Raw genomic sequence first — 18944 nt, 5'->3', positions numbered from 1 at the left:
CATCAGGTCGACGACCAGCGGTCCCCCTTGAATTGCGTCCAAGGGTGACCAGGCTGCTCTTCCGTCCGGGTGCTCCTGTCAGGACTCACTCACTGAAAAGCGAAGGCTACGACCGTGCGTACGTACAGCCCCAAGCCCGGCGACGTCCAGCGTCAGTGGCACGTCATCGACGCGACCGACGTCGTGCTCGGCCGCCTGGCCTCCCAGGCCGCCAACCTCCTCCGGGGCAAGCACAAGGCGATCTACGCGCCGCACGTTGACACTGGTGACTTCGTCATCATCATCAACGCCGACAAGGTGCACCTGTCCGGTAACAAGAAGACCCAGAAGCTGGCCTACCGCCACTCGGGCTTCCCGGGCGGTCTGCGCTCGGTGCGCTACGACGACCTGCTGGCGAACAACCCGGAGAAGGCCGTCGAGAAGGCCATCAAGGGCATGATCCCCAAGAACAGCCTGGGCCGTCAGATGCTCTCGAAGCTGAAGGTCTACTCGGGCGACCAGCACCCCCACGCTGCCCAGCAGCCGGTGCCGTTCGAGATCACCCAGGTCGCGCAGTAATTCGGCCACCAAGCCCCCCAACACTGAAAGAGCTGAGGAACATCGTGGCCGAGACCACTGAAACCCTTGAGGTCGACTTCGACGAGGCCGTTGAGGCCGTCGAGGGCGAGTACACCTCCGAGGAGAGCTACACCTCCGAGTCGCTGGCCGGTCGCTTCGGCGAGGCCACCCCGGGCGCCGGCCTCGGCCGTCGCAAGGAGGCGATCGCCCGCGTGCGCATCGTCCCCGGCACCGGCGTGTGGAAGATCAACGGCCGCACCCTCGAGGGCTACTTCCCCAACAAGGTGCACCAGCAGACCGTGAACGAGCCCTTCAAGCTCCTCGAGCTTGACGGCCGTTACGACGTCGTCGCCCGCATCAGCGGTGGCGGCGTCTCCGGCCAGGCTTACGCGCTGCGCCTCGGCGTGGCCCGTGCCCTGAACGAGGCCGACGTGGACAACAACCGCGGCGCCCTCAAGAAGGCCGGCTTCCTGACCCGTGACGCCCGCGCCGTCGAGCGCAAGAAGGCCGGTCTCAAGAAGGCCCGCAAGGCGCCGCAGTACAGCAAGCGCTAATCGCGACCCCCGGGGGTGCGTACCGCCCTGGCGGCAGCACACCCCCTGGATGCGCGAAAACCGTCGCCCCGGAGTACCCCGTGTACTCCGGGGCGACGTGTTCCCCGGCTATCGTGCGGCGGCCGGGTCAACGATCGGGTTCCGAGCATGGTGATGGAGGACGGACAGTGGGACGACTCTTCGGTACGGACGGCGTTCGCGGGGTGGCCAACGAGGGGCTGACGGCCGAGCTGGCGCTCGGGCTGTCGGTCGCGGCCGCGCACGTGCTCGGCGAGGCCGGCGCCTTCGACGGGCACCGGCCCGTCGCGGTGGTCGGCCGTGATCCGCGTGCCTCGGGGGAGTTCCTGGAAGCCGCCGTCATCGCGGGCCTGGCCAGCGCCGGCGTCGACGTCCTGCGGGTCGGCGTGCTGCCCACCCCGGCCGTGGCGTACCTCACCGGCGCGCTGGGCGCCGACTTCGGCGTGATGCTCTCCGCCAGCCACAACGCCATGCCCGACAACGGCATCAAGTTCCTCGCCCGCGGCGGCCACAAGCTGGACGACCGCATCGAGGACGCGATCGAGTCGCACTACCGCAAGCACACTGCCGGCGGCGAGGACTGGAACCGCCCCACCGGCGCCGCGGTCGGCCGGGTGCGCGAGTACACCGAGGGCTTCGACAAGTACGTCGCCCACCTGATCGGCGTGCTGCCCAACCGCCTCGACGGCATCAAGGTCGTCATCGACGGCGCCCACGGCGCCGCCGCGTACGTCGCCCCCGAAGCCTTCGCCCGCGCCGGCGCCGAGGTCGTCCACACCCTGGGCGCCGAGCCGACGGGCCTCAACATCAACGACGGCGTCGGCTCCACCCACCTGGACCGGCTGCGCGCCGCCATGAAGGAGCACCGGGCCGACCTCGGCATCGCCCTCGACGGCGACGCCGACCGCTGCCTGGCCGCCGACGCCGACGGCAACGAGGTGGACGGCGACCAGATCATCGCCATCCTCGCCGTCGCCATGAAGGAGGCCGGCACCCTGCGGCGCAACACCGCCGTGGCCACCGTCATGTCCAACCTCGGCTTCAAGCTGGCGATGCGCCGCGAGGGCGTCGAGCTGGTCGAGACGGCCGTCGGCGACCGGTACGTGCTCGAGTCGATGAAGGAGCACGGCTTCGCGCTCGGCGGCGAGCAGTCCGGCCACGTCATCCTGCTCGACCACGCCACCACCGGCGACGGCACCCTCACCGGCCTGATGCTCGGCGCCCGCCTGGCCGCCACCAAGCAGCCGCTGGCCGACCTCGCCGCCGTGATGACCCGGCTGCCGCAGGTGCTGATCAACGTCAAGGGCGTCGACAAGTCCCGGGTGAGGTCCAGCACCGAGCTGGCCGCCGCCGTCGCCTCCGCCGAGGCGGAGCTGGGCGACACCGGCCGGGTGCTGCTGCGCCCGTCCGGCACCGAGCCGCTGGTGCGGGTGATGGTCGAGGCGGCCGACGCCGCGCAGGCGGAGACCGTCGCGCAGACGCTCGCCGAGGCCGTCCGGACGCACCTGGGCTGAGTGCCCGTCCGTACGCCGAAGGGCCCCGCTCCGTGCGGGGCCCTTCGGCGTACGTTCAGAGCTTGCGCAGCAGCGCCCGGCGGACCTTGTGGTCCTGGCCCTTCTGCAGGATCAGGGTGGCCCGGCCGCGGGTGGGCAGCACGTTCTCCAGCAGGTTGGGCTTGTTGATGGTGCGCCAGACCTGGCGGCCGTACTCCATCGCCTCCTCCTCCGGCACCTCGGTGAAGCGCTGGAAGTAGGAGTTCGGGTCCTGGAAGGCCGTCCGGCGCAGCTTGCGGAAGCGGTCCAGGTACCAGTGCTCGATGTCGTCGGTGCGGGCGTCCACGTAGATCGAGAAGTCGAAGTAGTCGGCCACCGCGAGGCGGGTGCGCCCGTCCGTGCCGGGCAGGGCCGGCTGGAGCACGTTCAGGCCCTCGACGATCAGGATGTCCGGGCGCTCCACGGTGAGGTGCTGGTCCGGCACGATGTCGTACACCAGGTGCGAGTACACCGGCGCGGTGACGCGGTCCTTGCCCGCCTTCACGTCCGCGACGAAGCGCATCAGCGCCCGGCGGTCGTACGACTCGGGGAAGCCCTTGCGGGCCATCAGGCCGCGGCGGCGCAGCTCGGCGTTGGGCAGCAGGAAGCCGTCCGTCGTCACCAGCTCCACCCGGGGGTGCTCCGGCCAGCGGGCCAGCAGGGCCTGGAGCAGGCGGGCGGTGGTGGACTTGCCGACCGCGACGGAGCCGGCCACGCCGATGATGAACGGCGTCCGGGTCCGCTCGGTGTCCGGGGTGTCCAGGAACGTGCCCAGGGCCCCGCGCAGGTCGTGCGTGGCGTGGATGTACAGGTTCAGCAGCCGGGACAGCGGTAGGTAGACGTCGCGGACCTCGTCCAGGTCGAGGGCGGTACCGAGGCCACGCAGCCGTTCCACCTCCTCGGCCGTCAGCGGCAGCGGCGTACGCTCGCGCAGCGCGCTCCACTCGGCCCGGCTGAGGTCCACGTAGGGGGACGGTGACGGGCCGGCCGTGGCGGCGCCCCGCGTACAGAGTTCGGTCAGCACATGCTCCATTGTGAGCCGTAGCGCCGTTCACGGTGGCTGTGGTGTCGGTCACCCAGCGTTCCGGAGTGCCGGGAAAAGTGCCGCGAAACCGCCCTTATGCTGGCACGCATGTGCGGAATTGTTGGATACGTGGGCGCGCAGTCCGCCCTCGACGTCGTCATCGCAGGCTTGCAGCGACTGGAATACCGGGGTTACGACTCGGCCGGTGTCGCGGTACAGGCGCAGGACCCCTCCGGGCAGTGGGGTCTCGTCACCGACAAGCGGGCCGGCAAGCTCGCGAACCTGGAGAAGTCCCTCGCCGAGACCCCTCTTCCCGGCGGCACCACCGGCATCGGCCACACCCGTTGGGCCACCCACGGCGGACCGACCGATGCCAACGCCCACCCCCACTTCGACGACCACCTCAAGGTCGCCGTGGTGCACAACGGCATCATCGAGAACTTCGCCCAGCTGCGCGCGGAGATCGCCGAGCGCGGCCACACCCTGCGCTCCGAGACCGACACCGAGGTCGTCGCCCACCTGCTCGGCGAGGTCTACGAAGGCGACCTCGCCGAGGCCATGCGGGTCGTCTGCCGCCGGCTCGACGGCGCCTTCACCCTCGTCGCCGTCCACGCGGACGCCCCCGGTGTCGTCGTCGGCGCCCGCCGCAACTCGCCGCTGGTCGTCGGGCGCGGCGAGGGCGAGAACTTCCTCGCCTCCGACGTGGCCGCGTTCATCGCGCACACCCGTGAGGCGATCGAGCTGGGCCAGGACCAGGTCGTCGAGCTGCGCCGCGACGGCGTGACCGTCACCAACTTCGACGGCACCGAGGCCGAGGTGCGCGAGTACCACGTCGACTGGGACGCCTCCGCCGCCGAGAAGGGCGGCTACGACTACTTCATGCTCAAGGAGATCGCCGAGCAGCCGAAGGCCGTCGCCGACACCCTCCTCGGCCGCATCGGCACCGACGGGCGGCTCACCCTCGACGAGCTGCGCATCTCGGACGCCGAGCTGCGCTCCGTCGACAAGGTCGTCATCGTCGCCTGCGGCACGGCGTTCCACGCCGGCATGATCGCCAAGTACGCGATCGAGCACTGGACCCGCATCCCCTGCGAGGTCGAGGTCGCCTCGGAGTTCCGTTACCGCGACCCGATCATGGGCCCGGGCACGCTGGTCATCGCCATCTCGCAGTCCGGCGAGACCATGGACACCCTGATGGCGCTGCGGCACGCCCGCGAGCAGGGCGCCAAGGTGCTGGCGATCTGCAACACCAACGGCTCGACCATCCCGCGCGAGTCGGACGCGGTGCTCTACACCCACGCCGGGCCGGAGGTCGCGGTCGCGTCCACCAAGGCGTTCCTCACCCAGCTGGTCGCCTGCTACCTGGTCGCCCTCTACCTGGGGCAGGTGCGCGGCACCAAGTGGGGCGACGAGATCTTCGCCGTCATCCGCGAGCTCGGCGACGCGCCGAGGCAGGTCGAGCAGGTGCTGGAGACCATGGAGCCGGTGCGCGAACTCGCCCGCTCCCTGGCCGACGCGCGCTCGGTCCTCTTCCTCGGCCGTCACGTCGGCTTCCCGGTGGCCCTGGAGGGCGCGCTCAAGCTCAAGGAGCTCGCCTACATGCACGCCGAGGGCTTCGCGGCGGGCGAGCTCAAGCACGGCCCGATCGCCCTCATCGAGGAGGGGCTGCCGGTCGTGGTGGTCGTGCCGTCCCCGCGCGGCCGGTCGATCCTGCACGACAAGATCGTCTCCAACATCCAGGAGATCCGCGCCCGGGGCGCCCGCACCATCGTGATCGCCGAGGAGGGCGACGAGGCCGTCGTCCCCTACGCCGACCACCTGATCCGCATCCCGGTCACCCCGACCCTGCTCCAGCCGCTGGTCTCCACCGTCCCGCTCCAGGTCTTCGCCTGCGAGCTGGCCACGGCCAAGGGCCACGAGGTCGACCAGCCGCGCAACCTGGCGAAGTCCGTCACCGTCGAGTAGTCACCCGCTGCCCCACGGCGCCCCTGCGGTAGCTACCGCAGGGGCGCCGTGTCGAGGGTGAAGGAGAACGGGGCGGGCAGGTCGAGCGGCTTGCCGAAGGGGACCTCGTTCCTGGCGAGGTAGTCGTCTCCCTTCGGCTCGGTGAAGAGCGTGACCATGCCTTTACTGCGGTCGACCAGGAGGTAGCAGGGGATGCCGGCGGCGGCGTAGCCCCGGCGCTTCTGCTCGCGGTCCTTGGTCGGGTTGGTCGATGTCACCTCGAAGACCAGGAGGACGCCAGCCGGGTCCGCCCAGGAATCCGCGTTCAGGAAGTGGCCGACGGGGGCGATGGTGCCGTCGGGGATGAAGCGCCCGGTCGGCACGATCAGGCCCTTGGTGCCATAGAGGTCGAACTCGGCTTCGGCCTTGCGCATGAACTGCCGGTTGAGGAGCGCGAACGCGGACTCGTGTTCTCCGTCCGGCGGTGGCGTCACGACGATGTCCCCTTCGATGAGCTCTGCCTTGAAACCCGGCGGCGTGTCCAGCTTCAGGAATGCCTGGAGGACCTCCTCCGGGCCGACGAGGCGCTCGACTGCTGGCATGGCGACCATGGCCCTTCTCCCTCCTGTGGGTCCGTGCCGAGCCACAAGGTAGGCGTACGGACCGACACCGGCGGGGGATCGAAGTGGTTGTCACTCGAAGTGTGCCGTAGGCCCGCCTCCCGTGGGGTGGTGACGCGGGCTAGCGTCGGCAGTAGCCGACCGCCGAAGGAGTCCCTCCCATGCGTCATGCACACCCTGTGGAAACTGTTCGGGCCGCCGAGGCGGAGCTGATGGCGCGGCTGCCGGAGGGCACGCTGATGCAGCGGGCGGCGGCCGGGCTCGCCGCTACGTGTGTGCGGCTGTTGAAGGGGCGTCGGGGGCGGGTGTACGGCGCTCGGGTGACGGTGCTCGCCGGGAGTGGGGACAACGGGGGTGACGCGCTGTACGCCGGGGCGGCGCTGGCCCGGCGCGGGGCGCGGGTGACGGCGGTGCTGCTGTCGCCGGGGAAGGCGCATCAAGGCGGGCTGGGCGCGCTGAGGGCGGCCGGGGGGCGGGTGACGCTGGAGCGGGAGGTCGGTCTGGCCGACTTCTCACGCGCGGACCTCGTCCTCGACGGGATCGTCGGCATCGGCGGGCGGGGCGGGCTGCGCCCCGAGGCCGTCCCGTACGCCGAGGCGCGGCGCAGCGGGGTGGTGGTGGCGGTGGACCTGCCCAGCGGGGTGGACGCGGACACCGGGGAGGTGCCCGGCGCGGTGCTGCGCGCGGACGTCACGGTCTGCTTCGGCACGTACAAGCCGGGGGTGCTGATCGACCCCGGGGCCTCCTGCGCGGGCGCCGTGCAGCTGGTGGACATCGGGCTGGCGCTGCCGCAGCCGGAGCTGACGGCCCTGCAGCACGCGGACGCGGCGGCCCTGCTGCCGCGGCCGGGCGCGGAGAGCGACAAGTACCGGCGCGGCGTGGTCGGGGTGGCGGCCGGCTCGGCGACCTACCCGGGGGCGGCGCTGCTGGCCGTCGCCGGGGCGCTGCGCGGGGGCGCGGGCGCCGTACGGTACGTCGGCACGGCGGCGGAGGAGGTCGTGCGGCGCTTCCCCGAGACCCTGGTGACGGAGGGCGGGCCCGCCGGGGCCGGGCGGGTTCAGGCGTGGGTGGTCGGGCCGGGCGGCGGCGAGGGCGCCCGGCAGGCGCTGGCCGAGGCGCTGGCGAGCGACGTCCCGGTGCTGGTCGACGCGGACGCGCTGACGGAGCTGGGCCGCCTCGGCCCCGCCACCCTGGCCGGCCGCACCGCGCCCACCCTGCTCACCCCGCACACCGGCGAGGCCGCCCGGCTGCTCGCCGGTGCGGAGGGCGGCGCCCCGCCCGCCGCCGCCGACCTGGCCGCCACCCGGCTCGCCACCGCCCGGCGCCTCGCGGCGGCCTACCGGGCCACGGTGCTGCTGAAGGGATCCACCACGGTGATCGCCGACCCGGGCGGCGCCGTCCGGGTGAATCCCACCGGCACCTCCTGGCTCGCCACGGCCGGCAGCGGGGACGTCCTCGCGGGCCTCGCCGGCTCCCTGCTCGCCTCGGGCCTCCCGCCCCTGGACGCCGCCTCGGTGGCCGCCTACCTCCACGGCCTGGCCGGCCGCGAGGCCGCGGGCACCCCGGGCGCCCCGGTGACCGCGACGGCGGTGGCCGAAGCCCTCCCGGCCGCCTGGCGCGCGGTGCGCGAGGCGTAGCCCGTACGGCCGCCGCGCGGAACCGGGGCGTCCGTTCCCGGCGTCCTGGGAAGGGTGGGCGAGTGCTTCGTCGCAGGTCGGCGCGGGTATCCGGTGTGGGGGACGGAGGCCCGGCCGTTGGGCCGTTCGGCGAGGACTCCGGGACGTCTGGGAGACTGACCCTGATGACAACAGCGAACACGACCGGCACAGCCACCCTCACCGAAGGCGTTCGGGCCGAGGCGACCATCGATCTGGCGGCCCTGCGCGGCAACCTGGACGCGCTGCGGGCGCGCATCGGCGCCGCCTCGGTGATGCTCGCGGTCAAGGCGGACGCCTACGGCCACGGGGCGGTCGAGTGTGCCCGGGCGGCGGTCGCGCACGGGGTCGGCTGGCTGGGCTGCGCCACGCCGGAGGAGGCGCTCGCGCTGCGCGCCGCGGGCATCCGCCCCGAGCAGGCGCGCATCCTGTGCTGGCTGTGGACGCCCGGAGGCCCGTGGCGCGAGGCCCTGCGCGCCGGGCTGGACATCTCCGTCAGCGGCATGTGGGCGCTGGACGAACTGCTCCCGGCCGTCCGCGAGACGGGCATCCCGGCGCGGGTCCACCTCAAGGCCGACACCGGGCTGGGCCGCAACGGCTGCCAGCCGCACGACTGGCCGCGCCTGGTGGAGGCCGCCCGCCGCGCCGAGACGGACGGGCTGCTGACCGTCGTCGGCGTCTGGTCGCACTTCGCCGCCGCCGACGAGCCCGGCCACCCGTCCATCCGGGCGCAGCAGGACTCGTTCCGCACCGCGCTGGCCACGGCGGAGGCCGCCGGGCTGCGCCCCGAGGTGCGCCACCTCGCGAACTCCCCGGCCACCCTGCTGCTGCCGGAGGCGCACTACGACCTCGTCCGTACGGGCCTGGCCGCGTACGGGCTCTCGCCGGTGCCGGAGGTCGGTTCGCCGGCGGACTTCGGGCTGCGCCCGGTGATGGCGCTGACGGCCCGGCTGGCGCTGGTCAAGCACGTGCCCGGCGGGCACGGGGTGAGCTACGGCCACCACTACACGACGCCCGGCCCGACGACCCTGGGCCTCGTCCCGGTCGGCTACGGCGACGGCATCCCGCGCCACGCCAGCGGCTCCGGCCCGGTGCAGGTCGGCGGCAAGTGGCGTACGGCGGCCGGCCGGGTCGCGATGGACCAGTTCGTGGTGGACCTCGGCGGCGACACCCCCGCGATCGGCGAGGAGGTGCTGCTGTTCGGCAACGGCGACCGCGGCGAGCCGACCGCCGAGGACTGGGCCCGCGCCGCCGGGACCATCTCGTACGAGATCGTCACCCGGATCGGTGCCCGGGTGCCCCGCCGCTACCTGGGCGCCGAGCACACCGAGGGCCTGCCGGCATGACCGGCACGCCCGACGGGAGCAGCCCGGTGACGGCGGTGGCCAAGGCCGCCGGCGGGGTGAGCCGGGCGGGCGTGATCGGGATCTCGGTCGGCGTGCTGGCGGCCGGCGCGGCCGCCGGGGTGGCGATCGAACGGCTGACGGTCGGACGGGCGACGCGCCGCCGCGCCCGGGCGGAACTGGACGCCGGCGCCCCGTACGGCTCCCTGCGCGGCCGCCCGCTGACGGTGGCCGCCCCGGACGGCACCGAGCTGTACGTGGAGCTGGACGGCACCGGCTGGGAGAGCGGGGACGAGGACCAGCTGACGGTGGTGTTCTGCCACGGCTACTGCCTCAACCAGGACAGCTGGCACTTCCAGCGCGCCGCGCTGCGCGAGGGCCTGCGGCTGGTGTTCTGGGACCAGCGCAGCCACGGCCGTTCCGAGCGCTCCCGCTCGTACCTGGCGGGGGAGCCGGCGAGCATCGACCAGTTGGGCGGGGACCTCGAGGCGGTGCTGGACGCCGTCGCGCCGAGCGGGCCGCTGGTGCTGGTGGGGCACTCGATGGGCGGGATGACGGTGATGGCGCTGGCCGACCGGCGGCCGGACCTGTTCCGCGAGCGGGTCGCCGGGGTCGCGCTGATCGGCACCCTGGCCGGGGACTGGAACGAGGTGAGCCTCGGGCTGCCGAAGGCCGGGGCGAAGCTGTTCAAGAAGGTCGCGCCCGGGGTGGTGCGGCTGCTGGGCCGTCAGGTGGAGCTGGTGGAGGCGACCAGGCGGCTGGGCTCGGAGGTGGCGGCGGTGTTCTACCGGCGGTTCTCGTTCGGGGGCAAGGACGTCGATCCGGGCGTGGTGCGCTTCGCCGAGCAACTGCTGGACGCCACGCCGATCGACGTGGTCGCCGAGTTCTACCCGGTGTTCGGCGCGCACGAGAAGTACGCGGCGCTGGCCGCCGTGCGGGGCCTGCCGGCGCTGATCCTGGCCGGGACGAAGGACCTGCTGACCCCGGCGGCGCACAGCGAGGCGATGGCCGAGCGGCTGCCGGAGGCGGAGCTGGTGGTGGTCGAGGGCGCCGGGCACCTGGTGATGCTGGAGCGGCCGGAGCTGGTCGACCACGAGCTGGCGGTGCTGCTCAGGCGCGCCGCGGCGTTCTGCGGGGCGGGCGAGCCGCCGGCCTCCGTCCTCGACCTGGCGTAGACCTCGGGAAACGCCGAGGCCCGACACCCCGAAAGGTGCCGGGCCGGTTCGGTCGGGCGATGGCAGGCGCTATCAGGCGCTCGCGCCGGCCTTGCGGCGACGCAGGAAGACCAGGGTGCCGGCGCCGAGGGCGACGACAGCGGCACCGGTCAGGGCGATGGCGGTGGTGTTGCTGCCGCCACCGGTCTCGGCCAGGTTGCCGGCACGGGCGCCGGCCTTGGACTTGGCCTTGGCGACGGCGTCACCGGAGGGCTTCTTGCCCTTGGCGTCCGGCACGGTGACCGGGGTGCCGCCACCGGCGTTGGTGCCGGCCTTGCCGATGGTGAACGGGGTGACCGCGCTCGCCGGGAAGCCGACCTTCTCGTTGCCCTTCTCGATGTAGGCGGCGCCCAGCGCGGAGGCGGCGGCGTCGGCCTCGGTGTCGGCGGTGACGGCCAGCTTCAGCTGGAACGTCAGCTTCTCGTCCTTGTTGAGGTAGAAGCCCTCGTCGCCGAGGTCCAGCACGCGGGCCTTGTCGGTGCCGGTGTCCGGGGTGGCGTCCTTCCACGCCTTGGTGTCGGGGTCCTGGTACTGCAGCTTGATCTGAGCGTTGGTGATCTTGTTGTGCTCGGTCGCGACGATCAGGTACGGGAAGACGGCCGACTCGTGACCGGAGACGTTGGCGACCTCGGCGCTGAACTCGACGGCCGGGGCGCCCGGGACGACGGTGGTCGGGAAGCCCTTGACCGTGATCTTCGGCAGGGTCAGCTCACCGGTCGGGGCCGGGCTGGTGCTGGTGGTGGGCTTGGTGGTCGCCGTGGCCGTGGCCGTGGCGGAAGTCGAAGCCGAAGCCGAAGCGGACGCGCTGGGCGTCGCGGCCGGAGAGGCGGCGGTGGACGCGCTGGTGGTCGCGGTCGGCGCGGCGCTCGCACCGGTGGTCGCCGTGGGCGCCGGGGACTCGGCGGAGGCGATCGGGGCGGCGGCGATGACGGCGGCCGAGGCGATGACGGCGGCAGTCGGTATCGCGAAACCGCGGCGGAGCTTCATGAATGGGACCTCTGCGTAGCCGGCCCCGGGGCCTGTGCGGCCCGGGGCGATTTGGGTCCGGACAGGCAGGGGTGTCTCCAGCTACGAGCCCCCCGCTCGCATCCGGTACGGATGAAAGGACCGTACGGCATCATGAGAATCCCATGAAACCGGGGGGTGGTTCGTGGGCGTCACGCATCCGCTGAAAGCCGTTCACAGTCGGACGAAACGACACCCCGAGCGCGCGCGGGCGGCGATGTGGCACGGTAGCGGTGGCGCCCGGAAGGCGGTGCGCCGGTACGGACCGAAGGACTGGAACCGCATGGGCTCGCACGCCACTCTCACCGTCCCCACCCCGGAGCGGATGGGCCGGCTCGGCCGGGAGCTGGCCGCGCTGCTGCGCCCGGGGGACCTCGTGCTGCTCTCCGGCGAGCTGGGCGCGGGGAAGACGACGCTGACCCGGGGCCTGGGGGAGGGGCTGGGGGTGCGCGGGGCGGTGACCTCGCCGACCTTCGTGATCGCCCGGGTGCACCCGTCGCTGGTCGGGGGCCCGGCGCTGGTGCACGTGGACGCGTACCGACTGGGCGGGGACCTGGACGAGATGGAGGACCTCGACCTGGACGTCTCGCTGCCGGAGTCGGTGATCGTGGTCGAGTGGGGCGAGGGCAAGGTCGAGCGACTGTCGGAGGACCGGCTGGAGGTGCGGATCGAGCGGGCGATCGGCGACGACGCCGGGGAGGACCACGACCCGCGCCGGGTGCTGCTGACCGGGATCGGCCCGCGCTGGACGGGCGTCGAGCTGGGGGCGCTCGCCTGAGCCGTACGGCGCGCGCGTGAGCCGTACGGCGTGTGCCCGCGCCGTACGCCGCCCGCGGCGGCGCGTACGCCGTTTTACCGACAGGCTGTCGGCAAGGTGTTGCGGCAGAGGTGCCGGGCGTGGTGGGATGGTTGCTGCGGTTAGGTCTGCCTAACTAGGGAGGCTCCATGTCGAGCACCACCCCCGCCCCGGAGCGCGCCGTGCGCCCCGCCGGGGCCGGAGAGTCCGCCCGTCGCGCACCGGGGGAGTCGATGCGGGCGCTGCTGGCCGCCTGCGCGGCCGCCGAGGCGGTGTCCACCCCGCCCGAACCGGAGCCCCGGCCGGCCCGTGGTCGTGCAGCGGAACGGCCCGAGGCGCAGGCGCCCCGGGCCGCGTAGTCGCGCAGTCGGCCTCAGGCGACCACGACCACCTTCACGCCGTTGGTCGCGAAGTCCCAGAGCAGCTGGGCGTCCTGCCGGCTGCTGCGGATGCCGCCGGTCTTGGAGGTCGGGTCGACGGTCGGCGTGCTGCCGTCCACGGCCGCGCTGAAGCCGAACACCACGCCGTTCTGCTGCGCGAACCGCACCACGTGCTCGATCGCCTTGTGGTCCGTCCCGGTGCCGGTCGCGGTGCGGCTGTACACCGAGTAGCTGCCGGGGGTCGGCTCGATCGAGCCCGGGGTGACCGGGAAGGCGGCCGCGACCTGCGGGTTCTTCCTGGGGTCGATCAGCCAGACGTAGTGGCCGCTCACCGAGTAGACCACCCGCAGGCCGGTGCCCGAGGAGGCCGGCAGCGTCGGGGCGGTCGGCGTCGGGGTGGCGCTGGGCGCCGCCGAGGCGGGGCCGCTGGTGGCCGGGGTGCTGACGACGGGCTTGGCGCCGCCGGCCCGGTCCTGGGCGCCGTTGGCCTGGAAGGCCAGCAGGCTCACCACCGCCAGGGCCCCCAGGGTCAGCCCCGTGACCACCACTCCAGGACCCATCTTCGCCACCGTGCCGCTCCCGCCGCCGTCCCGTTACGTACCCGCCCAATCGTGCCAGGTCCTTCCGCGCGGTTCGCAGCGCCTCGGAAGTGTGTTCCCGACCGGTACACCTCTGCGATCGGCCGGTCGGAGCAACCTCGGTCTAACCTTGACCCGTGCTGCTGCTCGCGTTCGACACCGCAACCCCCGCCGTCACCGCCGCCGTCCATGACGGCACGGCCGTCCTCGCCGAGACCCACCAGGTCGACGCCAGGCGCCACGGCGAACTGCTGCTGCCCGCCATCGACCAGGTGCTGAAGGCGGCCGGGGTGGACAAACACGCGCTGACCGGCATCGCGGTGGGCGTCGGCCCGGGCCCGTACACGGGCCTGCGGGTCGGCCTGGTGACGGCCGCCGCGCTCGGCGACGCCCTCGGGCTGCCCGTGCACGGCGTCTGCACCCTGGACGCGATCGCCTTCCAGGCCCGCGCCGAGGGCCTGACCGGTGAGCCCTTCACGGTGGCGACCGACGCGCGCCGCAAGGAGGTCTACTGGGCCTCCTACGACGCCGAGGGCCGCCGCGTCGAGGGCCCGGGCGTGGACCGCCCGGCCGAGCTGACGCCCGCGGCCCGCGCGGTCGGCGCCGGCGCGCTCCTCTACCCCGACAGCTTCCCGGGCGGGCACGGCCCCGAGCACGTCTCGGCCGGAGCCCTGGCGGGCTTCGCCGCCGCCGAACTGGCCGCCGGGCGCGAGCTGCTGCCTAACGTCCCGCTCTACCTGCGCCGCCCGGACGCCCAGGTGCCCGCTGCCTACAAGACGGTTCTAGGGGGCAAGGCGGTGCTCCCGGCGTGAAGCACGGCACCACCCTTCGCCCGATGCGCTGGTGGGACATCGAGCCGGTGATGGGCCTGGAGCTGGAGCTCTTCCCCGAGGACTCCTGGTCCCACGGGATGTACTGGTCCGAGCTGGCCGAGGCCCACCCCGGCGGCACCCGCCACTACACCGTCGCCACCACCGGGGACGGCACGGTCGTCGGCTACGCCGGGCTGATGGCCGTCGCCGGCGAGGGCGACGTCCAGACCATCGCCGTCGCCGGGCGCCACCAGGGCACGGGCCTCGGCGCGGCCCTGCTCGTCGACCTGATCCGGGAGGCCGCCCGGCGCGACTGTACCGAGCTGCTGCTGGAGGTCCGGGTGGACAACCCGCGTGCCCAGCGGCTGTACGAGCGGTACGGCTTCCAGCCGGTGGGCATCCGGCGCGGCTACTACCAGCCCGCCAACGTCGACGCGCTGGTGATGCGCCTCGACCACCCGAGCACCGAACCGAAGGACATTGAGGACCTCCACCATGGCTGACGAACCGCTCGTCCTCGGCATCGAGACCTCCTGCGACGAGACCGGCGTCGGCATCGTGCGCGGCACCACGCTGCTGGCCGACGCGGTCGCCTCCAGCGTCAACGACCACGCCCGCTTCGGCGGCGTCGTCCCGGAGATCGCCAGCCGCGCCCACCTGGAGGCGATGGTCCCGACCATCCGGCGCGCCCTGGACACCGCCGGGGTCAAGGCCGCCGACCTGGACGGCATCGCCGTGACCGCCGGCCCCGGCCTGGCGGGCGCGCTGCTGGTCGGGGTGAGCGCGGCGAAGGCGTACGCCTGGGCGCTGGACAAGCCGCTGTACGGGGTCAACCACCTCGCCTCGCACATCTGCGTGGACCAGCTGGAGCACGGCCGCCTGCCCTCGCCGACGATGGCCCTGCTGGTCTCCGGCGGGCACTCCTCGCTGCTGCTCAGCGAGGACATCACCACCGACGTCCGCCCGCTCGGCGCGACCATCGACGACGCGGCCGGCGAAGCCTTCGACAAGGTCGCCCGGGTGCTCGGGCTGGGCTTCCCCGGCGGGCCGATCGTCGACCGGACGGCCCGCGAGGGGGACCCGAAGGCGATCCACTTCCCGCGCGGCCTGAGCGGGAAGAACGACCCGGCGTTCGACTTCTCCTTCTCCGGGCTCAAGACCGCCGTCGCCCGCTGGGTCGAGGCCAAGCGCCGCGCCGGCGAGCCGGTGCCGGTCGCCGACGTCGCCGCGTCCTTCCAGGAGGCCGTCACCGACGTGCTGACCCGCAAGGCCGTCAAGGCGTGCCGGGAGAACGGCGTGGACCACCTGATGATCGGCGGCGGCGTCGCGGCCAACTCCCGGCTGCGGGAGATGGCGCAGCAGCGCTGCGACCGGGCCGGCATCCGGCTGCGGGTGCCCCGGCCGGGCCTGTGCACCGACAACGGCGCGATGGTGGCGGCGCTGGGCGCCGAGATGGTCTGGCGCGACCGCGCGCCGTCCTCCCTCGACCTGTCGGCGGACTCCTCGCTGCCGGTGACGGACGTCCACGTGCCCGCCGCACACCTTGAGCACGGGCACTTCCACGACCAGGCGTACGACGCCCTCGGCGGCGGCGAGGCATGACCCTCGCCGCGATGTGGGAGGCCCGGGCGGCGGCCGGGCGTGGGCCCGAACTCGCCGCCTGGGCGCGGGAGTTCGCCCTGCCTGCGCTGCGCGGTGCGGCGGGCCTCGAACGGCTGGAGCTGCTCTCCGCCCCCGGCGAGCGCGTCCTGCTGATCACCTGGTGGAGCGGCGGGCCCGTGCCCGTCCCGGACCCGCCGGAGGAGCTGCTCGGCCGCCCGGTGCACCGCTGGTCCTTCACCAGCGAGCACGTCGAGCGGTACGTCGAACAGCACGTCGAACAGCACGTCGAGTAGCGGCGTTCGGGAACCGGCGACCCGGCCGCTACCGTGCTTGCTGAGAGAAAGCTGGACGAAGCCGGGAGCGCGGTGCGGGTGAGCAGGGACGGGCTGAACAGGGACGGGCTGGGCCGGGACGGGCTGGGCAGGACCAGGGCGTACGCGGCCGGTGCGGTGGCCGTGCTGGCCTTCGCCACCGCGTGCGGCAGCGGAGGCGACGGCGGCGCGGCCCCGGCCGCCACCACGGCGGGAGCGGCCGCGACGCAGTCCGCCGGTGCCGCCGCGCCGACCGGAGCCGCCACCACGCCGGGCGCCGCCGCCCCGGCCGGGGCCGACGCCGCGGCCTGGGCGAAGTGGAACCTCAAGCCGCTCGCCCCGGCCCCCGCGCCGCCCGCCGACAAGCCGATCAAGCTGGAGAAGACCGGCACCGTCCCGGTGTTCAGCGATGTGAAGACCACCGACAAGGTCGTCTTCATCACCATCGACGACGGCGCCGAGAAGGACCCGAAGTTCGTCGAGATGCTCACCGAGCTGAAGGTGCCGATCTCGATGTTCCTGACCCGGGACATCGTCAAGAACGACTACGGCTACTTCAAGCCGCTCCAGGCGCTGGGCAACCACATCCAGAACCACACCGTGGACCACCCGGTGATGAGCAAGATCTCCCCGGAGAAGCAGAAGTCCGAGGTCTGCGATGCGCAGTCCGCGCTCACCCAGCAGTACGGCACCGCCCCGCTGCTGTTCCGCCCGCCCTTCGGCGACGGCGCCAACACCCCGACCCTCAACAACTCGGTGCAGCAGTGCGGCCCGCGCGCGATCGTGCTGTGGCGCGAGTCGATGCAGATCCACGACATGCAGTACCAGTCGGGGGACAAGCTGAAGGCGGGCGACATCATCCTGGCGCACTTCCGCGGCCCCAAGGAGCTCAAGGGCTCCACGATGACCCAGATGTTCGGCGAGCTGCTGGCCCGCATCCAGGAGCAGGGCTTCTCGGTGGCCCGGCTGGAGGACTACATCCAGGCGCCGTCCTAGGCCGTGTCCGGCTGCGCTGCACCCGCTGCCCTGCACCGGCAGCGCTACACCGGCTGGCCGAGCATCATCAGCGGCCCGTTGTCGGTGCGGCTGAGGATCACCGTGACGGTGTTCGGCCCGGAGGGCCTGAGCTGGCGGCGCAGCTCCTCCGGGGTGATCGCCATCCCGCGCTTCTTGATCACCACCGTGCCGACGCCGCGCTCGCGCAGCAGCGCCTTGAGCTTCTTGACGTTGTACGGCAGTACGTCGGTCAGTTCGAAGGCGTGCGCGTACGGGGTGGGGACCAGGGCGTCCGAGGTCAGGTAGGCGATCTTCGGGTCGATCAGCCGGCCGTCGACCATCTCGGCGACCTCGGCGACCAGGTGGGCCCGGATGACCGCGCCGTCCGGCTCGTACAGGTACCGCCCGACCGGGCCGGCCGGCGGGTCGGGCAGGTCTCCGCCGGTGAGGCTGGCGGCCTGCGGCAGCAGGGTGGCGCGGTGCGGGCGGGAAGCCTTGGTGCCGAACCAGAGCACCGCCTCCTTGACGTCCCCGTGGTCGGAGACCCACTCGGCCTCGGCGTCCTCGGGGACGGCCTCGTGGGGGATGCCGGGCGCCACCTTGAGCGCGCCGACCGGGGTGCGGCGGCCGGCCTCGATCGCCCAGGACAGCGGCGGGGCGTACGCCTCGGGGTCGAACACCCGGCCGCGGGCGGTGCGCCGGGCCGGGTCGGTGAAGACCGCGTCGTAGCCGGTGACGTCCACCTCGGCGACGTCCGCGCAGACCACCTCGACCAGGTCGGCCAGGCCCAGGGCGGCGGCGTTGGCCGCCGTGGCGGCGCAGGCGGCCGGGTCCCTGTCCACGGCCAGCACCTGGATGCCCGCCCGGGCCAGCGCCAGCACGTCCCCGCCGATCCCGCAGCAGAGGTCGGCGAGGCGCCGTACGCCCAACTCGGCGAAGCGGCGGGCCCGCCACTCGGCCACGCTGCGCCGGGTGGACTGCTCGACGCCGTTGGGCGTGAAGTACATCAGGTCGGCGTCCGCCCCGAACTTCGCCCGCGCCCGCTGCCGCAGCCGCGCCTGCCCGAACGCCGCCGACACCAGCTCCGCCGGGTGCTCCCGCCGCAGCCGGGTGGCCAGCGCCAGCTCCTCCTCGGGCGTGAACTCGCGCAGCTCGGCGAGCAGGGCCTGGCCCTCGGCGGTCAGGAGGGGCTGGAGGTTCTCGGTGTCCACGGGATCATTCTCGCCGGTCAGGAGAGGACGTGGAGGCCGAGGGCGGCCCGGATCAGCAGCGGCCCGAGCAGCGGCGTGGCCACCGCGACGACCGGGGTGATCCGGTAACCGGTCCGCCAGGTGCCCCGGACGGTGAACGCCAGCCCCACGAGGGCGGCGACGGCGTAGACGACCACTCCGGCGGTCCAGGAGTGGACGAGGAGCGCGAGGACGAAGGCCGCCCAGAATCCGATGTACGCCGCCACGCCGATCGACAGGAGGACGATCAGGGCGAGCAGCAGGTCGACGCCCCGGTGCATCCGCGGCCGTGGCGCGCTCACCAGAGGGCGCCGGAGGAGAAGACGGCCGGGACGACGAAGGGCGAGATCGAGGCGGCGACCGGCAGGTAGCGGTAGCCGGCGCGGTGGCTGCGGACGGCGACCACGATGTCCGCCATCAGGGCGGCCACCGGCCCGGCGAGCATCCCGTAGGCCAGGAAGGCCCAGCCGCTGCCGTCTCCGTCGTCGCCGCGCCCGGGACCGTTGCCGAAGCTCGCGACGAAGGAGAAGACGACGTACGGGAGCGCGATTCCCAGCAGGGGCAGTGCCAGCAGGGCGAGGGCCGCGTCCTGGAGCCGGGACGGGCCGATGCGGGCCGGGGTGTCGGTCATGGCACGAGTCTGGTCGCCCGGCCGACGCCCGCACATGAGTACGGCTACTCAATCGCGGAACGGGCTCCGGAGGCGCGCCGTTGGCACTCTGGTTGACTGAGTGCTAACACGGGCCTATGGTCGTCCTTGGCACTCCCCACTG

General features: G+C 73.3%; 21 protein-coding genes. 14 read left to right on the top strand and 7 right to left on the bottom strand.

The window, feature by feature from the left end; all coding sequences use genetic code 11:
* Positions 1–114: 114 nt before the first annotated feature.
* From rplM to glmM, 3 genes are all read left to right on the top strand, one after another.
* A complete protein-coding gene (gene rplM / locus IH61_RS0100270; protein WP_030055846.1) occupies positions 115–558 on the top strand; it encodes a 50S ribosomal protein L13 in 444 nt (147 codons plus the stop codon).
* Positions 559–602: 44 nt separating this feature from the next.
* Entirely contained in the window at positions 603–1112 is a 510-nt protein-coding gene (gene rpsI, locus IH61_RS0100265; RefSeq protein ID WP_031063002.1) for a 30S ribosomal protein S9, read from the top strand.
* A gap of 167 nt (positions 1113–1279) precedes the next feature.
* Positions 1280–2644: a phosphoglucosamine mutase gene (glmM, locus tag IH61_RS0100260; RefSeq protein ID WP_031062999.1), complete on the top strand. Its 1365-nt coding sequence runs from the start codon at positions 1280–1282 to the stop codon at positions 2642–2644.
* Positions 2645–2699: 55 nt separating this feature from the next.
* On the opposite strand, the gene coaA is transcribed toward glmM, so the two are convergent.
* Positions 2700–3695, bottom strand: a complete 996-nt coding sequence (coaA, locus tag IH61_RS0100255; protein WP_031062994.1) for a type I pantothenate kinase — start codon at positions 3693–3695, stop codon at positions 2700–2702.
* A gap of 99 nt (positions 3696–3794) precedes the next feature.
* On the opposite strand from coaA, the gene glmS reads away from it, so the two are divergent.
* A complete protein-coding gene (gene glmS, locus IH61_RS0100250; protein ID WP_078910739.1) occupies positions 3795–5651 on the top strand; it encodes a glutamine--fructose-6-phosphate transaminase (isomerizing) in 1857 nt (618 codons plus the stop codon).
* A 32-nt stretch (positions 5652–5683) separates the two neighbouring features.
* Here glmS and IH61_RS0100245 read toward each other — a convergent pair whose 3' ends face one another.
* Complete coding sequence (locus IH61_RS0100245) at positions 5684–6241, bottom strand: Uma2 family endonuclease (RefSeq protein ID WP_051836043.1); 558 nt, start codon at positions 6239–6241, stop codon at positions 5684–5686.
* A 170-nt stretch (positions 6242–6411) separates the two neighbouring features.
* Between IH61_RS0100245 and IH61_RS0100240 the strand changes: the two genes are divergently transcribed.
* The 3 genes from IH61_RS0100240 to IH61_RS0100230 all read left to right on the top strand — a co-directional run bounded on the left by IH61_RS0100240 (position 6412) and on the right by IH61_RS0100230 (position 10423).
* A complete protein-coding gene (locus IH61_RS0100240) occupies positions 6412–7887 on the top strand; it encodes an NAD(P)H-hydrate dehydratase (protein ID WP_031062986.1) in 1476 nt (491 codons plus the stop codon).
* Positions 7888–8051: 164 nt separating this feature from the next.
* A complete protein-coding gene (alr, locus tag IH61_RS0100235; RefSeq protein WP_031062983.1) occupies positions 8052–9251 on the top strand; it encodes an alanine racemase in 1200 nt (399 codons plus the stop codon).
* On the top strand, positions 9248–10423 hold the full coding sequence (locus IH61_RS0100230; RefSeq protein WP_051836042.1) for an alpha/beta fold hydrolase: 1176 nt from the start codon (positions 9248–9250) through the stop codon (positions 10421–10423). The genes alr and IH61_RS0100230 overlap by 4 nt, the downstream gene beginning before the upstream one ends.
* 72 nt (positions 10424–10495) lie before the next feature.
* Here IH61_RS0100230 and IH61_RS0100225 read toward each other — a convergent pair whose 3' ends face one another.
* On the bottom strand, positions 10496–11449 hold the full coding sequence (locus tag IH61_RS0100225) for an LAETG motif-containing sortase-dependent surface protein (RefSeq protein WP_031062978.1): 954 nt from the start codon (positions 11447–11449) through the stop codon (positions 10496–10498).
* Between the two features lie 301 nt (positions 11450–11750).
* Here IH61_RS0100225 and tsaE point away from each other — a divergent pair, with 301 nt between their 5' ends.
* Together tsaE and IH61_RS0100215 are read left to right on the top strand one after the other, a co-directional pair.
* The gene (gene tsaE, locus IH61_RS0100220; protein ID WP_031062975.1) at positions 11751–12245 is read left to right on the top strand and encodes a tRNA (adenosine(37)-N6)-threonylcarbamoyltransferase complex ATPase subunit type 1 TsaE; all 495 of its coding nucleotides are present in this window, start codon (positions 11751–11753) and stop codon (positions 12243–12245) included.
* A 167-nt stretch (positions 12246–12412) separates the two neighbouring features.
* Positions 12413–12622, top strand: a complete 210-nt coding sequence (locus tag IH61_RS0100215; protein WP_031062972.1) for a hypothetical protein — start codon at positions 12413–12415, stop codon at positions 12620–12622.
* A gap of 14 nt (positions 12623–12636) precedes the next feature.
* On the opposite strand, the gene IH61_RS0100210 is transcribed toward IH61_RS0100215, so the two are convergent.
* Positions 12637–13203 carry a hypothetical protein gene (locus IH61_RS0100210; RefSeq protein ID WP_031062969.1) on the bottom strand — a complete coding sequence of 189 codons (567 nt, stop codon included), beginning with the start codon at positions 13201–13203 and terminating at the stop codon, positions 12637–12639.
* Between the two features lie 155 nt (positions 13204–13358).
* Between IH61_RS0100210 and tsaB the strand changes: the two genes are divergently transcribed.
* The 5 genes from tsaB (at position 13359) to IH61_RS49440 (ending at position 16942) form a co-directional block, all read left to right on the top strand.
* Positions 13359–14033, top strand: a complete 675-nt coding sequence (tsaB, locus tag IH61_RS0100205; protein WP_031062966.1) for a tRNA (adenosine(37)-N6)-threonylcarbamoyltransferase complex dimerization subunit type 1 TsaB — start codon at positions 13359–13361, stop codon at positions 14031–14033.
* A gap of 23 nt (positions 14034–14056) precedes the next feature.
* Positions 14057–14536, top strand: a complete 480-nt coding sequence (gene rimI / locus IH61_RS0100200) for a ribosomal protein S18-alanine N-acetyltransferase (RefSeq protein WP_031062962.1) — start codon at positions 14057–14059, stop codon at positions 14534–14536.
* Positions 14529–15635, top strand: coding sequence for a tRNA (adenosine(37)-N6)-threonylcarbamoyltransferase complex transferase subunit TsaD (gene tsaD, locus IH61_RS0100195; RefSeq protein ID WP_031062958.1), 1107 nt, complete (start codon positions 14529–14531; stop codon positions 15633–15635). Before rimI ends, tsaD begins: the two co-directional genes overlap by 8 nt.
* Positions 15632–15928 carry a hypothetical protein gene (locus tag IH61_RS0100190; RefSeq protein ID WP_051836041.1) on the top strand — a complete coding sequence of 99 codons (297 nt, stop codon included), beginning with the start codon at positions 15632–15634 and terminating at the stop codon, positions 15926–15928. The genes tsaD and IH61_RS0100190 overlap by 4 nt, the downstream gene beginning before the upstream one ends.
* A gap of 78 nt (positions 15929–16006) precedes the next feature.
* Positions 16007–16942 (top strand): polysaccharide deacetylase family protein, encoded by a 936-nt coding sequence (locus IH61_RS49440; RefSeq protein ID WP_267883981.1) that lies wholly within the window; start codon positions 16007–16009, stop codon positions 16940–16942.
* 44 nt (positions 16943–16986) lie between these two features.
* Here IH61_RS49440 and IH61_RS0100180 read toward each other — a convergent pair whose 3' ends face one another.
* The 3 genes from IH61_RS0100180 to IH61_RS0100170 are packed head-to-tail and all read right to left on the bottom strand — an operon-like array spanning position 16987 to position 18802.
* Complete coding sequence (locus IH61_RS0100180; protein WP_031062946.1) at positions 16987–18153, bottom strand: class I SAM-dependent methyltransferase; 1167 nt, start codon at positions 18151–18153, stop codon at positions 16987–16989.
* Positions 18154–18170: 17 nt separating this feature from the next.
* Positions 18171–18473, bottom strand: coding sequence for a hypothetical protein (locus IH61_RS0100175; protein ID WP_158844473.1), 303 nt, complete (start codon positions 18471–18473; stop codon positions 18171–18173).
* Positions 18470–18802 (bottom strand): hypothetical protein, encoded by a 333-nt coding sequence (locus IH61_RS0100170; protein ID WP_031062942.1) that lies wholly within the window; start codon positions 18800–18802, stop codon positions 18470–18472. The genes IH61_RS0100175 and IH61_RS0100170 overlap by 4 nt, the downstream gene beginning before the upstream one ends.
* Between the last annotated feature and the right edge of the window lie 142 nt (positions 18803–18944).

Origin of the sequence: Streptomyces sp. NRRL WC-3742, assembly GCF_000720635.1 — a bacterium.
Lineage (GTDB): Bacteria > Actinomycetota > Actinomycetes > Streptomycetales > Streptomycetaceae > Kitasatospora.
This window is presented reverse-complemented; position numbering and strand designations above follow the sequence as displayed.

Coding starts and splice junctions, on each gene's coding strand:
- coaA (WP_031062994.1), bottom strand. CDS start 3,695: ATGGAGCATGTGCTGACCGAACTCTGTACGCGGGGCGCCGCCACGGCC.
- glmS (WP_078910739.1), top strand. CDS start 3,795: ATGTGCGGAATTGTTGGATACGTGGGCGCGCAGTCCGCCCTCGACGTC.
- IH61_RS0100245 (WP_051836043.1), bottom strand. CDS start 6,241: ATGGTCGCCATGCCAGCAGTCGAGCGCCTCGTCGGCCCGGAGGAGGTC.
- IH61_RS0100240 (WP_031062986.1), top strand. CDS start 6,412: ATGCGTCATGCACACCCTGTGGAAACTGTTCGGGCCGCCGAGGCGGAG.
- alr (WP_031062983.1), top strand. CDS start 8,052: ATGACAACAGCGAACACGACCGGCACAGCCACCCTCACCGAAGGCGTT.
- IH61_RS0100230 (WP_051836042.1), top strand. CDS start 9,248: ATGACCGGCACGCCCGACGGGAGCAGCCCGGTGACGGCGGTGGCCAAG.
- IH61_RS0100225 (WP_031062978.1), bottom strand. CDS start 11,449: ATGAAGCTCCGCCGCGGTTTCGCGATACCGACTGCCGCCGTCATCGCC.
- tsaE (WP_031062975.1), top strand. CDS start 11,751: ATGGGCTCGCACGCCACTCTCACCGTCCCCACCCCGGAGCGGATGGGC.
- IH61_RS0100215 (WP_031062972.1), top strand. CDS start 12,413: ATGTCGAGCACCACCCCCGCCCCGGAGCGCGCCGTGCGCCCCGCCGGG.
- IH61_RS0100210 (WP_031062969.1), bottom strand. CDS start 13,203: ATGGGTCCTGGAGTGGTGGTCACGGGGCTGACCCTGGGGGCCCTGGCG.
- rimI (WP_031062962.1), top strand. CDS start 14,057: ATGCGCTGGTGGGACATCGAGCCGGTGATGGGCCTGGAGCTGGAGCTC.
- tsaD (WP_031062958.1), top strand. CDS start 14,529: ATGGCTGACGAACCGCTCGTCCTCGGCATCGAGACCTCCTGCGACGAG.
- IH61_RS0100190 (WP_051836041.1), top strand. CDS start 15,632: ATGACCCTCGCCGCGATGTGGGAGGCCCGGGCGGCGGCCGGGCGTGGG.
- IH61_RS0100170 (WP_031062942.1), bottom strand. CDS start 18,802: ATGACCGACACCCCGGCCCGCATCGGCCCGTCCCGGCTCCAGGACGCG.